This window comes from Nonomuraea sp. NPDC050153 (genome assembly GCF_044460125.1).
Taxonomy (GTDB): Bacteria; Actinomycetota; Actinomycetes; order Streptosporangiales; family Streptosporangiaceae; genus Nonomuraea.
In genome coordinates this window covers 813505-827695 of the sequence record NZ_JBITJQ010000002.1, presented here as the reverse complement: position 1 = coordinate 827695, position 14191 = coordinate 813505, and the positions used below count along the sequence as shown (strand labels likewise).

The 14191-nt window shown below is 71.4% G+C and carries 12 protein-coding genes; 4 read left to right on the top strand and 8 right to left on the bottom strand.

Translation table 11 applies throughout. The annotated features are described in order from the left end of the window. Nucleotides 1–36: 36 nt before the first annotated feature. The 4 genes from ACIBQ1_RS08050 to ACIBQ1_RS08035 are packed head-to-tail and all read right to left on the bottom strand — an operon-like array spanning nucleotide 37 to nucleotide 4226. Nucleotides 37–843 carry a carbohydrate ABC transporter permease gene (locus ACIBQ1_RS08050; protein ID WP_397275450.1) on the bottom strand — a complete coding sequence of 269 codons (807 nt, stop codon included), beginning with the start codon at nucleotides 841–843 and terminating at the stop codon, nucleotides 37–39. After that, nucleotides 833–1750: a carbohydrate ABC transporter permease gene (locus tag ACIBQ1_RS08045; protein ID WP_397275448.1), complete on the bottom strand. Its 918-nt coding sequence runs from the start codon at nucleotides 1748–1750 to the stop codon at nucleotides 833–835. The genes ACIBQ1_RS08050 and ACIBQ1_RS08045 overlap by 11 nt, the downstream gene beginning before the upstream one ends. Beyond that, the gene (locus tag ACIBQ1_RS08040; protein WP_397275446.1) at nucleotides 1747–3000 is read right to left on the bottom strand and encodes an ABC transporter substrate-binding protein; all 1254 of its coding nucleotides are present in this window, start codon (nucleotides 2998–3000) and stop codon (nucleotides 1747–1749) included. Before ACIBQ1_RS08040 ends, ACIBQ1_RS08045 begins: the two co-directional genes overlap by 4 nt. Next, nucleotides 2997–4226: a Gfo/Idh/MocA family protein gene (locus ACIBQ1_RS08035; protein WP_397275444.1), complete on the bottom strand. Its 1230-nt coding sequence runs from the start codon at nucleotides 4224–4226 to the stop codon at nucleotides 2997–2999. The genes ACIBQ1_RS08040 and ACIBQ1_RS08035 overlap by 4 nt, the downstream gene beginning before the upstream one ends. 109 nt (nucleotides 4227–4335) lie before the next feature. On the opposite strand from ACIBQ1_RS08035, the gene ACIBQ1_RS08030 reads away from it, so the two are divergent. Continuing rightward, nucleotides 4336–5433, top strand: coding sequence for an ROK family transcriptional regulator (locus ACIBQ1_RS08030; protein ID WP_397275442.1), 1098 nt, complete (start codon nucleotides 4336–4338; stop codon nucleotides 5431–5433). Here ACIBQ1_RS08030 and ACIBQ1_RS08025 read toward each other — a convergent pair. Beyond that, the gene (locus ACIBQ1_RS08025; protein ID WP_397275441.1) at nucleotides 5430–5954 is read right to left on the bottom strand and encodes a TetR/AcrR family transcriptional regulator; all 525 of its coding nucleotides are present in this window, start codon (nucleotides 5952–5954) and stop codon (nucleotides 5430–5432) included. The genes ACIBQ1_RS08030 and ACIBQ1_RS08025 overlap by 4 nt on opposite strands. A gap of 94 nt (nucleotides 5955–6048) precedes the next feature. On the opposite strand from ACIBQ1_RS08025, the gene ACIBQ1_RS08020 reads away from it, so the two are divergent. Continuing rightward, nucleotides 6049–8262, top strand: a complete 2214-nt coding sequence (locus ACIBQ1_RS08020; RefSeq protein ID WP_397275439.1) for an MMPL family transporter — start codon at nucleotides 6049–6051, stop codon at nucleotides 8260–8262. On the opposite strand, the gene ACIBQ1_RS08015 is transcribed toward ACIBQ1_RS08020, so the two are convergent. Genes ACIBQ1_RS08015 through ACIBQ1_RS08005 form a run of 3 tightly spaced genes read right to left on the bottom strand, consistent with a single transcriptional unit; the run spans nucleotide 8246 to nucleotide 10128 of the window. Further along, the gene (locus tag ACIBQ1_RS08015) at nucleotides 8246–8629 is read right to left on the bottom strand and encodes a hypothetical protein (RefSeq protein WP_397275437.1); all 384 of its coding nucleotides are present in this window, start codon (nucleotides 8627–8629) and stop codon (nucleotides 8246–8248) included. The two genes, ACIBQ1_RS08020 and ACIBQ1_RS08015, sit on opposite strands and share 17 nt — an antisense overlap. A gap of 19 nt (nucleotides 8630–8648) precedes the next feature. Continuing rightward, on the bottom strand, nucleotides 8649–8981 hold the full coding sequence (locus ACIBQ1_RS08010; protein WP_397275436.1) for a hypothetical protein: 333 nt from the start codon (nucleotides 8979–8981) through the stop codon (nucleotides 8649–8651). 58 nt (nucleotides 8982–9039) lie between these two features. Then, the gene (locus ACIBQ1_RS08005) at nucleotides 9040–10128 is read right to left on the bottom strand and encodes an alcohol dehydrogenase catalytic domain-containing protein (RefSeq protein WP_397275434.1); all 1089 of its coding nucleotides are present in this window, start codon (nucleotides 10126–10128) and stop codon (nucleotides 9040–9042) included. Between the two features lie 172 nt (nucleotides 10129–10300). On the opposite strand from ACIBQ1_RS08005, the gene ACIBQ1_RS08000 reads away from it, so the two are divergent. After that, nucleotides 10301–11506 (top strand): ABC transporter substrate-binding protein, encoded by a 1206-nt coding sequence (locus tag ACIBQ1_RS08000; protein WP_397275432.1) that lies wholly within the window; start codon nucleotides 10301–10303, stop codon nucleotides 11504–11506. After that, a complete protein-coding gene (locus ACIBQ1_RS07995; RefSeq protein ID WP_397275430.1) occupies nucleotides 11503–14190 on the top strand; it encodes an ATP-binding cassette domain-containing protein in 2688 nt (895 codons plus the stop codon). Before ACIBQ1_RS08000 ends, ACIBQ1_RS07995 begins: the two co-directional genes overlap by 4 nt. Nucleotide 14191 lies beyond the last annotated feature (1 nt).

Here is a 14191-nt window from a genome sequence, read left to right as displayed (position 1 = left end):
CACTTCAGGGCACCCGCCGTCTGACCCCCGCCGGGGTCACTTCAGGGCGCCCGCCGTCAGCCCGGCGACGATGCGGCGCTGGAAGAAGAGCACGAGCAGCACCAGCGGGATCGTGACCAGCACGCCGGCGGCCATCTGGGTGCCGAACGGCGTGTCGAACTTGGCCGCCCCCGTGAACTGCGCGATGCGCACGGTGGCCGTCTGCCGCGACTGGTCGTTGATCATGGTGACGGCGATGATGAACTCGTTCCAGGTCGCGATGAAGGCCAGGATCGCCGTGGTGAAGACGCCCGGGGCGGCCAGCGGGAGCATGACGCGGCGGAAGGCCGCGAAGGCGGTGCAGCCGTCGATCATGGCCGCCTGCTCCAGCTCGTACGGCAGCTGCCGGAAGAACGTCGTCAGGTTCCAGATCGTCAGTGGCAGGGCGAACGACATGGAAGGGACGATCATCGCCTGGTACGAGTTGATCCACCCGATCGTCGTGAACAGCTTCAGCAGCGGCACGATCAGTAGCGCCCCCGGGAACATGGAGACGGCGATGACCAGGGCCAGGATGACGTTCTTGGCGCGGAAGTCGAGCCTGGCCAGGGCGTAGGCCGCCAGGGTGCCGACCAGGAGGGTGACCGCCGTCGTCGTGGCCGCGACGACGAGGCTGTTGAGCAGCGACCGGCCGAAGCCCATGCCCTCGTCGAAGACCGCCTCGTAGCTCTCCAGGGACCACGGTGCGGGAATGGGGGACTTGTCGTAGATGTCGGAGGTGCGGCGGAAGCTCGACACCACCATCCAGTAGAACGGCACCAGGCAGTACAGCGCGATGCCGATCATCCCCGCCCTACGCCACATCCCGGGCCTCCTTCCTGCGCGAGCGCACGTCACTCAGCAGGTCGGCCCCGAGCAGCTTGACGAACACGAACGCGATCAACGCGATGTAGACGAACAACGCCGTCCCGTACGCCGAGGCGGGCCCGTAGTGCACGCGCGTCGCCTCGTCCCAGATGAGTCCCGACAGGGTCTCCACCGACTGCTTGCGCGGCCCGATGAGCACGTACGGCAGGTCGAAGACGCGCAGCGCGTCCATCAGCCGGAACAGCACCGCCACCAGCAGCGCGGGCCTGACCAGCGGCAGCGTGATGCGCCAGAACGTCTGCCGGGGCGTCGAGCCGTCGACCCTCGCCGCCTCGTACACGTCGGCGGGGATGATCTGCAGCCCCGCCAGCACGAGCAGGCCGACGAAGGGCGCGGTCTTCCAGACGTCCGCGATGATCACGGCGAGCTTGGCCCAGTCGCCGTCGGCGGTCCAGAGGATGTCGGTGCCGAGGAGCGCGTTCGCCACGCCGTCGGCCTGGAAGATCCACTTCCACATCAGCCCGGAGACCGCCGTCGGCACCGCCCACGGCACGAGGATGCCGGCCCGCAGGAACGCCCGGCCCTTGAAGGCCCGCTGCATGACCAGCGCCATCGCCACCCCGAGCACGACCTCCAGCGCCACCGTCACCACGGTGAACAGGGTCGTGTTGAGGGCCGCGTTCAGGAAGCGCTGCCCCGCCACGCCCGCGTAGTTGGCGAGTCCGGCGAACCACTCGCCCTCCACCACGAACCCGTCGGCGTCGAGCCGCTGCCCGCTCTCGTAGAACGACTCGCGCATGGCGGACAGGAGTGGATAGAACACCACGAGGGCCAGCACGATCAGGGTGGGGGACAGCATGGCCGCGGCCAGCCACGACTGCCCCCGCGAGGCGCGCGTCCTCACTTCAGCAGGGGTCCGAGGGCCGACTGCAGCTCGGACAGCCCTTGGTCGACCGGCTTGGCGCCGGTGACGATGGCGTACGCGGACTCCTGGATGGCGGCGGTCACGTCGCCGTAGCGCACGGCCTTGGGGCGCGGCTTGGCGGCCAGGATGCCGTCCTTGAGCGCGGGCAGGTACGGATACTTCTTGATCAGCTCAGGGTCCTCGTAGATCGCGGTCCGCGGCACCGGCATCGAGCTGGTCTGCGCGAACGCCTTGATCTGCGCGGCGCTGGTCATGAACGCGATGAAGTCCTGCGCGCTCTGCTTGTGCTTGGAGAAGGCGGAGACGGCCAGGTTGTTGCCGCCGAGCGTGCCCGCGCCGGGCCCGTTCAGGCCGGGGATGGGCGCCACGTCGAACTTGCCGACGACCTTGCTGGAGCCGTCGGTCTTCTGCGCGGCCTCGTAGCCGTAGGCCCAGTTGCGGTAGAAGAGCAGCTTGCCCTCCTGGAAGGCGACCCGTCCCTCTTCCTCCTTGTACGTGATCGCCTCCTTCGGCATCATCCCGCTCTTGAAGCCGTCGGCGAGGAACCGGGCGGCCTGCTTCGCCGCGTCGCCGGTGAGCTGGGGCCGGCCGGAGGCGTCGAGGAGTTCGCCGCCCGCGGAGGCGACGGCCTCGGAGAAGTTCACGGTGAGACCCTCGTACTTGTCGAACTGGCCGCCGTAGCAGCTCATGCCCTTCTGCTCGGGCAGCACCTCGTCGCAGGTCTTCTTCATCTCGGCCCAGGTCTTCGGCGGCGCCTTGACCAGGTCCTTGCGGTAGTAGAGCAGGCCGGTGCCGGTGAACAGCGGCATCGCATAGAGCTTGTCGCGATATTTCGCCGTTTCGACGGTTGTGGGGAGGAAGTCGCTGGTGTCCAGCTTCAGCTCGTCCACCCACCGGTTCGCGGCGAACTCGCTGGTCCACACGGCGTCGATGAGGATCACGTCGCCGGCGTCCGACTTGGTCTGCGCGTTCTGGATGAGCTTGCGGCGCTGTTCGTCGGCGCTCTCGGGGAGCAGGACGACGGTGGCCTTCTCATCCGGGTGCCCGGCGTTCCACGCGTCGACGATCTTCTGGACCGACTCGGCCTCGAACTTGCCGCTGATGAACGTGATCGGCCCGCGCCCGCCGTCCTGCCGGGCGCTCGGCCCGCTCTCCGCCGGGGTGGACGAGCCGCAGGCCACGAGGCCCGCGCCGAGAGCCATCGCGGCAGTGATGTGCCTTGCCTTCATCGGGGGGTTCCTTCCAGAGTGACGGTCTCGCCGTGCAGCCGCGACCTCTCGGCGGCCCAGGCGACGAGATGGCTGTGCAGGCTCTCGCCCGGCGAGGAGAGGATGGAGGAGCGGTCCCTGGTGGCGACCGCGGTCAGGAACGCGTCGACCAGCGCCTCGTCACCGCCCCCGTGGCCGCCCCGGGCCGTCGGGTCTCCCGTGGGGCGGGTGTCGACGGTCTCGTCGCGGCCGGTGACGAAGTCGAAGACGGTCAGGCGGTCGCCGTCGCCCTCGATCCAGCCGCGGGTGCCGAAGATCCGGGTCTGCCGGTGGAGGGCGGGGGTGAAAGCGGTCATGGTGAACGACGCGGTCGTGCCGCCCTCGAACTCCATGTTCACGACCTGGTGGTCGACCACGTCGTTGTCGCAGGCGTACACGCATCTGCCGTACGGGCCGGTCCTGAGCGCCGCCAGGACGCCGGCCTCGGAGACGTCGTCGGTGAGCACCGTCACCGGCCACTCCGCGCGCCCGGTCAGCGGCAGGTAGATGCGCTTGGCCGAGTACGGGCACGTCGCCTCGACCGCGCAGTCCAGGCAGCGGTCGGCCGCGCCCTCCGGGCGGTTCTCCGGGCGGAAGTGCATGAGCCCGCCGAACGACGACACGCGCGTCACCTGCTTGCCGGTGAGGTGCACCAGCCAGTCGAGGTCGTGGCTCGACTTGGCGAGCAGCATGAACGTGGACTCGTCGGAGCGGCGCCAGTTGCCCCGCACGTACGAGTGCGCCTGGTGCCACCACCCGACCGGTTCCAGGTGCTGGATGCTGACGATCTCGCCGATCCGGCCCGCGTCCAGCAGCGCCTTCAGCGTCCGCGTGTACGGCGTGTAGCGCAGCACGTGGCAGACCGCGAAGACGGCGCCGGAGCGTCCGGCGGCCTCGACGATCCGCCGGCAGTCGTCCTCGGCGACGGCCATCGGCTTCTCCAGCAGGATGTCGTAGCCCAGCTCGGCGAAGCGCACGGCGGGCTCGACGTGGTCCCTGTCCTGGGTCGCGATGATCACCGCGTCCGCCCGGCGGGGGAGCGCGGCCAGTTCGCGCCAGTCCGCGTACCGCTCGGCCTCCGGGAACCTGTCGCGGCGGGCCTCCAGCGGATCGGCCACCGCGACCACCCGCGCCCGGCCGCTCGCGGCGGCGTGGCGGGCGTAGGAGGTCCCCCGCGAACCCGCGCCGACGACGGCGAGAGTGAGCATTGCACCTCCACATATGTAACCAGTTCACGTATGTCGGCCGATGCTAGGATGCTGGCTGTTGCTCGTCAATGGGGAGTTACAGGGGAGTTATGAGGAAGGGTCTCATAAGTTGACCGAGCTTCGCCCAGGTGACGCGTCCCTGCTGCGCAAGGTGAACACCCAGGTCACGCTCAGGGCCCTGCGCCGCGAGGGCGTGGCCACGCTGACCCAGCTCGGCCGCATCACCGGGCTGTCGAGGCAGACGGTGGAGGCGGTGCTCGACGAGCTGGGCGAGCGAGGCTACGTCAGGGAGGTGCCGCCCGACGAGGGAGTGATGGGGCGGCCCGCGCGGCGGTTCGGGTTCCGCGCGGACGCCGGCTACGTGGTGGGCGCAGAGGTCGGGGGCGACGGGATCGTGGCCGCGCTGGCCGACCTCAACGGCGAGGTGATCGCCTGGGAGCGGGCCGACGTCTCCGGCGACGCCCCGGCCCACGAGCGGCTGGAGGCGGCCCGGCGTACGTCGCTGAAGTGCGTGGACGGCGCGGGCGTCGCGCGCAAGCGGGTCTGGGCGGTCGCGGCGGGCACCTCGGGCATCGTGGACCGCACCGGCCGGGTGACGCTGTCGATCACCCTGCCCGGCTGGACGGGCGTGGACCTGGCGGGGCTGGCCGGGCGCTGGTTCGGGTGCACGGCGCTGGCCGCCAACGACGCCAACCTCGCCGCGCTCGCCGAGCACTGGCGCGGCAGCGCGCAGCACGCCTCCGACGTGGTCTACGTGCTCATCGGCCACCGGGCGGGCGCGGGCGTCCTCATCGGCGGGCGGCTGCACCCGGGGCGCAGCGGGGCCGCGGGCGAGATCGGCACGCTGCGCCAGGTCGGCTGGGAGGATGCGGCCCGCGAGTTGGTCAAGGACGCGTCGGCGGCCGAGGTGTTCGAGGCGGCGCTGACGGGCGACCGCGACGCGGTGCGGCGGGTCGACCGCTACGCGGAAAACCTCGCGATCGGCGCCTCGGCGCTCGCGCTGGCCATCGACCCCGACCTGCTGGTGCTGGGCGGCGGTTACTCGCAGGCCGGCGACGTGCTGCTCGAACCGCTCCGCCGGCACCTGGCCGAGCTGTGCGTGAGCGTGCCGGAGGTGGTGGCCTCCACGTTCGGGGACGAGGGGGTGGCGCTGGGCGCCGTCCGCCTCGCGCTCGACCACGTGGAACGGGAGGTTCTGGGTCTCTAGAAAGCCCGGCAGGCCTCCAGCAGCACCTCGCGGACCTGCTCCTCCGGCAGGTCCATCGTCTTGACCGCGCCCCACTGCAGCGCGCCGAGCAGGGCCCAGCTCTTCAGCGTGGTCTCCGGGGCGGGGTCGTCGCCCACGAGCCTGCTGAAGATCTCGTCCCTGAACGTCCTGACCGTCGCGCGCTCCGAGTCCGGCGAGCCGGGGTCCTCGGCGGCCAGGTCCTCCATGAACAGGCGGATGACCGAGCGGTAGCGCACCGCGAAGGTCACCAGCGCGTCGACGAACGCCTCCCTGTCCGGGAACTCGGTTCCGAGCAGCGCCAGCATGTCGTCGCCCGCCGGAGCCAGTAATTCGGAGGCCAGGCGGCCTTTCGGGTGGAAGTGGTAGGCGACGGCGGTCTTGGTCAGTCCCACGGCCGCGGCGATGTCGGCCAGCGAGGTGCCTGAGTAACCGCGCTCGGCGAACAGCTCTCTGGCCGCGGCCAGGATCCGGGTCCGGGTGTCGTCGGGTGTGGTCATCATCTCATTTCCGTGCGATCCATCCCCTCCGGATATTTCCTGCTTTATCGTAGTCCTGTACGTGCGTACAGGACGGCCGTCGAGGGGGACTTGGTCGATGACGCGGTTTCTTGGACGACTGGGCGGCTGGTGCGCGCGGCACGGACGCCTGGTTCTGGCCTTATGGGTCGTCGTGGCCGCCGCGCTGATGGGCGGGAGCCTCGTGCTCGGCAGCCCGGTCAGCAACGACGCGTCCATCCCCGGCACCGACGCGCAGCGGGCGCACGATCTCATGAAGACCGGCTTCGGGCCGGGGTACGACACCGGCGGAACGGTCCAGCTCGTCCTCTACTCCGCCGCCGGGCCGCTCATCGACAAGCCGCGCAAGCAGGCCGTCGAGGACGTCCTGGCGCGCCTGCGCACCATGCCGCACGTCGTGCAGGTGGACACCCCGTTCAAACGCGGCGGCATCTCCTCCAACCTGCAGATCGGGCTCATCGCCATCCGCCTGCAGGGCCATGACAGCACCAAGGTCGCCGAGAACACGCGGGCGCTGTCGAAGGCGGCCGACCCGGTGCGGGCCGCCGGGATCGAGGTGGTCGCGGCCGACAGCTCCACGCCGGCCGACAAGGACATCAAGACCGGGCCCAGCGAGATCATCGGCGTGGTGTGCGCGCTGCTGGTGCTGGTGTTCGCGTTCGGGACGCTGACCGCCGCGCTGGTGCCGATCTTCACGGCCCTGGTCAGCGTCGCGGCCGGGCTCGGCGTGATCGGGCTGCTCGGACACGTGCTGGACGTGCCCAAACAGGCGGGCATCATGGCCACGATGATCGGCCTGGGCGTCGGCATCGACTACGCGCTGTTCCTGCTGTCCAGGCACCGCCGGCTGCTGGCCGAGGGGGTGCCGGTGATGGAGTCCGTACGCCGGACCGTGGCCAGTTCGGGCGGGGCCGTGGTGTTCGCGGGCGGCACGGTGATGATCGCGCTGAGCGCGCTCATGCTGGGCGGGTTCCCGCTGCTGGCGACGCTCGGCTGGATCACCGGCATCTCCGTCATCACCGCCGTGCTGACCTCGGTCACCCTCGTCCCAGCCCTGCTGGGGGTGCTCGGCCACCGGATCAACGCGCTCAGGGTGCCGTTCCTGCGCGGAGGCGGCTCGTCGGGCTCCGGCTGGGCCGGTCTGGGCTCGTGGGTGGCGCGCCGGCCGTGGCGGGTGCTGTTCGGCAGCGTGGTGGTGCTGGGCCTGCTGGCCGCCCCGGCGCTGGCGCTCAAGCTCGGGCCGCTCGACGACGGGTACGGCGACCGGGGCTCGGAGCCCAGGCGGGCCTACGAGCTGATGGCCACCGGCTTCGGTCCCGGTTTCAACGGCCCGCTGCTCGTGGTCGCCGAGCTGCCCGCCAAGGTGGCCGACCAGAAGGACCCGGTCGTCGACCGGATCGCCCGCGAGGTCGGCGACGTCGACGGCGTCGCGCACGTGGCCACCCCCAAGGTCAACTCCTCCGGCCGCTCGGTCCTGATCCAGGTCGTCACCGAGTACGCCCCCAGCGACGCGCGCGCGTCCGACGTGGTCAAGGACATCAGGGCCATCGCGCCGCCCGGGGTGAGCGTGCACGTCGGCGGCAAGGTGGCGGCGATGACCGACGCGGGCACCAGGATGTCCGAGCGCACGCCGCTGGTCATCGGCGTGGTGGTGCTGCTGAGCGCCCTGCTTCTCCTGCTGGCCTTCCGCGCTCCCGTCGTCGCGGTGAAGGCCGCGGTGATGAACCTGATCTCGCTCGGCGCCGCCTTCGGCGCGCTCGCCCTGGTGTTCTCGATCGGCCTGGGCAGCCGCCTGGTGGGCATGGACGCCCCGGCCAGCTCCTCGTACCTGGAGACGATCTTCTTCTCGGTGCCGATCGAGAGCTACGTGCCGCTGATGTTGTTCGCGGTGCTGTTCGGGCTGTCGATGGACTACGAGGTGTTCCTGCTGACGGCGGTGCGGCAGGCGTACCTGCGGCACGGGGACAACGCGCGGGCGGTGGCGGAGGGGCTCGGCTCGACGGGCCGGGTCATCACGTCGGCCGCGCTGATCATGGTGGCCGTGTTCGTGGCGTTCATCGCGTACCCGGACCCGATGGTGAAGACGTTCGGGGTGGGGCTGGCGGTGGCCGTCGCGGTGGACGCCACGATCATCAGAGGGTTCCTGGTGCCGGCGACGATGGTGCTGCTGGGACGGCTCAACTGGTGGTGTCCGCGCTGGCTGGACCGCGTCCTGCCGAACCTCTCGGTGGAGGGCCACGAGGAGGACGAGCCCGCGCCCGAGCGGCGCGAGCCGGTCAAGCTGGGGGTCTAGCCGCCTGCTCCAGGGCCTGGGCCAGGTGGTCGGTCATGGTCCTGACCGCCGCCGCGTCCAGGTCCTTGATGCCCTTGGCGGTCAGCTCGACCTCGGCCTGCTCCTGGCCGCGGCTGAGCTTGACGGTCAGCTCGCCGCGGCGGGTGCGCAGCCACGCGATCACCACCGTGGCGGTGGTCGCGAACGCCCCTCCGGCGCCCAGCGCGAGCTGCAGCACGTCGGGGGCCGTGCCGAGCGCGCCCGGCTCGGGCGGGGCCTCGACGATCCTGACCCGGCCTCTCAGCTCGGGCTCCTCGGACAACCAGGAGTACAGGTCCCGCAGCGCGTCCCCGGGACTGTCACCCACGACACTCAGCTCAACGGCCACGACCGGAATGTACCCCGGCTCAGTCGGCGTCGGCGAGGCCGCAGGCGGGGACCCAGCCGACGACGCCGGTGGCCGTGTTGCGGCCGTGGTGCCACAGGATGCTGTCGAAGTAGTGGTCGCACTGGTAGAGGCCGAACTCCTCCGACCGGTCCGACTCGAAGCCCTGGCCCGGATAGCCGAAGCCGACCAGGACGGAGTCGCCTCGCGGCTCGCGCCAGATGACCACGCCGTAGGCGCCGAAGTCGTACAGGCCCCTGGCCCCGGCGGGCTCCGGGCCGGTCATGGCCAGGGCCGTGAGAACCGTGGCCAGGGCGGCTCGCCGGATGCGCACCCCGAGTCTTCTCTCCGTCATGACACTCAGAGTAAGAGTTCGGTCACGTCCAGTGCCCGGATTTCGGGGCGCCGGACGGTCAGAACGTGATGACGGTACGCGCCACCGAGCCCTCGCGCACGTGGGCCACGGCGTCGTTGATCCGGTCGAGCGGCAGGCGTTCGGAGATGAGGCCGTCGAGGTCGAGGCGGCCCCGCAGATACTGGTCGGTCAGCATGGGCAGGTCGCGGTGGGGCGCGGCGTCGCCGCCCTGGGTGCCCATGAGGCGGCGGGAGGCGAACAGCAGGCCGGGGTCCACCTCCACGGCCCGGCCCTGGGGCGGGCTGCCGACCATGACCGTGGTGCCGCCTGACTGGGTCGCGGCGAAGGCCCTGGACAGGACGCCGGGCGCGCCCGTCGCGTCGAAGGCGTAGTCGACGCCGCCCTTGACCAGCTCGCTCACCTGTCGTGGCAGGTCGTCGGCGACGAGCGTGTGGGTGGCGCCGAAGCGCTCGGCCAGCTTGAGCTTCTGCTCGGCCACGTCGGCGGCGATGATCGTGGTGGCGCCCGCGAGCACCGCGCCCTGGATGACGTTGAGGCCGACGCCGCCGCAGCCGACGACGAGGACGCTGGCGCCGGGCGGGACCTTGGCGACGTTCATGACCGCGCCGATGCCGGTGACGACCCCGCAGGCCAGCAGGCACAGCGCATCCAGCGCCGCAGTTTTCGTGACTTTTACGCACATGCTCTGGGCGACGACCGCGTACTCGGCGAACGATCCGATGCCGATGAACCGGCGTGTCTCCTGCCCGTCCAGGGTGATCCTGGGCGCGCCGCCCATGATCGTCTGCAGCCTGACGGGGCCCGAGCACAGGTGGAACCGGCCCGCCCCGCAGCTGCGGCACTGCCCGCAGGGGCCGTTCATCGAGATGATGACGTGGTCGCCGGGCCGCACGCCGGTGACGCCCGCGCCGACGCTCTCCACCACTCCGGCGCTCTCGTGGCCGAGGATGAACGGCAGCCTGCTGACCACCGGGCTCTTGCCGTCGATGGCCTTGAGGTCGGAGCCGCACACGCCCGACGCCTTGATCTGCACGCGGACCTCGCCCGGACCCGGGTCGGCGATCTCCACCTCGCGGATCTCCATGGGGGCGTGGAAGCCGGTCAGGACGGCCGCGCGCATCAGCATGCGCCACACGGTAACCCGGCCTCATGATTGCGAGCAAGCGGTTGCTCGGCAAGCCCGGTTGACACCCCTCCTGGGCGAATTTACGCTCGGCGCAAAACCAAGCGAGCGCTAGGCCAAATCGCAGGAGGCCAGGATGGTACGGCGGGTCGCGGCGGCACTCACGGTAACAACGTTGCTCGTCTCAGGGTGCGCGGCCCAGCAGAAGAGCCCAGCGGGACAAGGCACCGCCGCGCCGGGCGTCACCGACACGACGATCAAGGTCGGCGGCGTGCTGACCAAGACCAGCGCCAGCGGCTACTCGACCAAGGACGCCGAGATCGGGGCGAAGGCCAGGTTCGAGCGGGCCAACGCCCAGGGCGGCGTGAACGGGCGGAAGATCGAGTTCATCGGGGCGGAGGACGACGGCCAGGACGCGGCCAAGGGCGACGCGGCCGCCAAGAAGCTCGTGCAGAAGGACCAGGTCTTCGCCCTCGTCCCCGTGCACGCCCCGAACTTCGGCGGCGCCGCCTTCCTGGAGCAGCAGGGCGTGCCCTGGTTCGGCTGGGCGACGGGCCCGCAGTGGTGCGGCACGAAGACCGGCTTCGGCTACAACGGCTGCCTGGCGCCCAAGCAGGGGGCGGGCTCCCAGACGTGGTGGGGCCGGCAGATGGCCGACCTGCTGGGCGGCGCCGCCGGCAAGAGCGTGTACGTCCAGACCTCCGACTCCAGCGGCAGCAAGTACGGCGGCACCACCATCTCCCAGTCGTTCACCGCCGCCGGATTCAAGCTGGTCGGCGTGAACTCCGGCCTCCCGGCCGCCGCCCCACCCCCTGACTGGCTCCCGTACGTCAACAAGATCATGACCTCGAACGGCGGCAAGGCCCCCGACATCGTGGTCTCCGTGATCGCGGGCACCAAGTTCAACGTCGGCCTGTACTCGGCGCTCAAGCGGGCCGGCTACAAGGGCGCGCTCACCGACGCGACCAGCTACGACGCCGCCATCCTCAAGGACCCGGCCAGCGCGCAGGCCCTTGAGGGCGTGATCGCGGCCCCGATGTTCGAGCCGTTCGAGTCCACCGCCCCCGAGATCGCCCAGTTCAAGCAGGACGTCGAGAAGGTCGCGCCGGGCGCCGTGCCCACCCAGCACATGGCGATCGGGTACTGGTCGGCCGACATCTTCCTCGACATGGCCGGCAAGGCCGGCAAGGACCTCACCCGTGAGAAGTTCCTGGCCACCGGCAACGGCGACTACCTCTACGAGAACGCCGGGTTCGGCAGGATCCAGTACCCCAAGGACCACAGCGAGCCGAACGGCTGCGGCGCCCTGGTCAAGCTGGAGAAAGGCGCCTTCCAGGTGGCCAAGAGCATGAAGTGCTTCGACAACGTGCCGCTCAAATGATCCTTGGATACGTGCTCAGCGGCCTGGTCACCGGGGCGATCTTCGCGGTCATGGGGTCGGGCCTGACGCTGTCGTACGCGGCGACCGGGGTGTTCAACTTCGCCCACGGCGCCGTCGGATTCCTGTCCGCGCTGCTGTTCTACGAGCTCAACCAGGCGGCCGGGCTGCCCGCCTGGCTGTCGGCCCTGGTGTCGGCGGCGCTGTTCGCGCCCGCGCTCGGATACGTGCTGCACAGGACCATGTTCGGCGGGCTCGCGCAGGCGGGTGAGACCGCGCAGATCGTCGCCACGATCGGTCTCACGATCGCGCTGCCCGCGCTGGGCCTGCTGGTCGTGGACCTGGCCGGGCTGCCGAGCGCGGACGCGACCTCGCTGCCGCGTGGCGTCGGCCCGCATCCGGCGCTCTCCTTCGAGGTGCTCGGGGCCCGGCTGGACACCGACCAGCTCATCACGTTCGGCTTCTCGGCGGTGGCGGCGGCCGGGCTGTGGGCGTTCATGCGGCACTCCCCGTACGGGCTGCGCATGCGGGCCGCCGTGGACCGGCGGCGCCTGGCCACGCTCCGGGGCATCGACGCGGACGCCACCTCGGCGCTGGCGTGGATGCTCGGCTCGGGGCTCGCCGGGCTCGCCGGGGTGCTGGCCGTGTCCGTGCTGGGGCTGGACGCGACGGCGTACACGGTGCTGCTGTTCGCCTCGGCGACGGCGGCGGTGTTCGGGCGGCTGCGGTCGATCCCGTGGACGTTCGCGGCCGGGCTCGCGCTCGGCGTGGTCCAGAACCTGGTCGCCGGATACACCGACTTCCTCGAAGAGGTCACCGGGCTGCGTACGGCCGTGCCGGTGATCCTGCTGTTCGCCGGGCTCGTCCTGCTGAACAGGTCGCGCGAGCGGGTCGCGGGCAGCGCGGCCGAGGACGCGCCCCCGCCCGACCACCTGGCGGGGCTGCCGCCGTGGCGGCGGCGGATGCCGTGGGCGCTCGCGCTGGCCGCGCTGCTCGCGTTCACCTTCCTCGCGTCCGAGTACTACGTGGGCGTGGCCGCGCAGGGGCTGGTCCTGGCGCTGATCTTCTGCTCGTTCGTGGTGGTGACCGGGATCGGCGGCATGGTCAACCTGGCCCAGGCCGCCTTCGCCTCGATGGCGGCGCTGACCTGCGGATGGGCCTTCTCGTCCGGGCTGCCGTTCTTCGTGGCGATCGTGCTGGGCGTGCTGGCGGCGGCCGCCGTGGGGATGCTGGTGGCGCTGCCCGCGCTGCGGCTGGGCGGGCGGGTGCTGACGCTGGCCACGCTGGCCATGGCGCTGCTGGCCGATCAGGTGCTGTTCCAGGTGGACGCCTTCAGCAACGGGACCATCGGCTGGCCGGTGCCCGCGCTGGGGCTCGGCTTCGCGGACACCTCGGATCCTCGGGTGCGGGTGGTGGTGCTGCTCGTGCTGATCGGGGCGGTCGCCCTGCTCGTGCGCAACCTCGAAAGGTCGGCCTCCGGGCGGGCGATCCTCGCGGTCAGGTCGGCCCCCGCCGCCGCCACGACGTCCGGGCTGTCGGCGCCCCGTACCAAGATCATGCTCTTCGCGCTGGCGTCGGCTATCGCGGGGCTGGGCGGCGTGCTGTTCGCGGTCTCCAAGGGCTCGATCACCGCCACCGACCTGCCGGCGTTCTCCGGGTTCGTGTGGCTGGCCGTGGTCGTGCTCCAGGGTGTGCGCCGCATCGGCGGCGCGGTGCTCGGCGGGCTGATCGCGGTGGCCGTGCCCGAACTGCTGGCCACCTGGGGCGTGTCCGCGCACGTCGGGGCCATCCTGTTCGGGGCCGGCGGCGTGATCCTGGCCAAGCACCCCGACGGGGTGCTGACCCAGCTGGCCGAGCTGCGCCACCGCCGCGCCCAGTCAGAGCGGGCCCAGTCAGAGCGGGCCCAGTCAGAGCGGGCCCAGGCAGAGCGGGCCCAGGCAGAGCGGGCCTCGCCGGAGCAGGTCCCGTTGGAGCCGGGCCTGGCGCCGTCGGCCGTCCGGGCGGACGGGCCGCTGTTCCGGCTGGAGGGCGTGGTGGCCGGGTACGCGGACACCACGGTGCTGCGCGGCGTGGACCTGACCGTCAGGCCCGGCGAGGTCGTCGCGCTGCTCGGCGCCAACGGGGCGGGCAAGTCCACGACCTGCGCCGTGGCCGCCGGCGACCTGGCCGTCACCAGCGGCCGGATCCTGCTGGACGGCGAGGACGTCACCGCCTGGCCCGCGCACCGCAGGGCCCGCGCGGGCATCCTGCTCGCGCCCGAGGGCCGGGGCGTGTTCCCCGGGCTCACGGTGGAGGAGAACCTGCGGACCTGGCTGCCCGACCCGGGACCCGTCTACGAGCGCCTGCCCCAGCTCGCCGAACGCCGCGCCGTGCTCGCCGGCTCCCTGTCCGGGGGCGAGCAGCAGCTGCTCACGCTGGCGCCCGCGCTGGTGCGGCCGCCGCGGGTGCTCATCGCCGACGAGCCGTCGCTGGGGCTGGCGCCGATGATGGTGCGGCAGGTGTTCGACGTGTTCGCCGAGCTGCGTTCGCGCGGCGTGTCACTGCTGCTGGTCGAGGAGAAGGCCACCGAGGCGCTGGCCGTCGCCGACCGGGTGGCGTTCATGCGGCTGGGGCGGGTCACCTGGGTGGGCCCGCGCTCGGAAGTGGACAGCGAGCGGCTGACCGCCGCCTATCTGGGAGTGCGGTGAC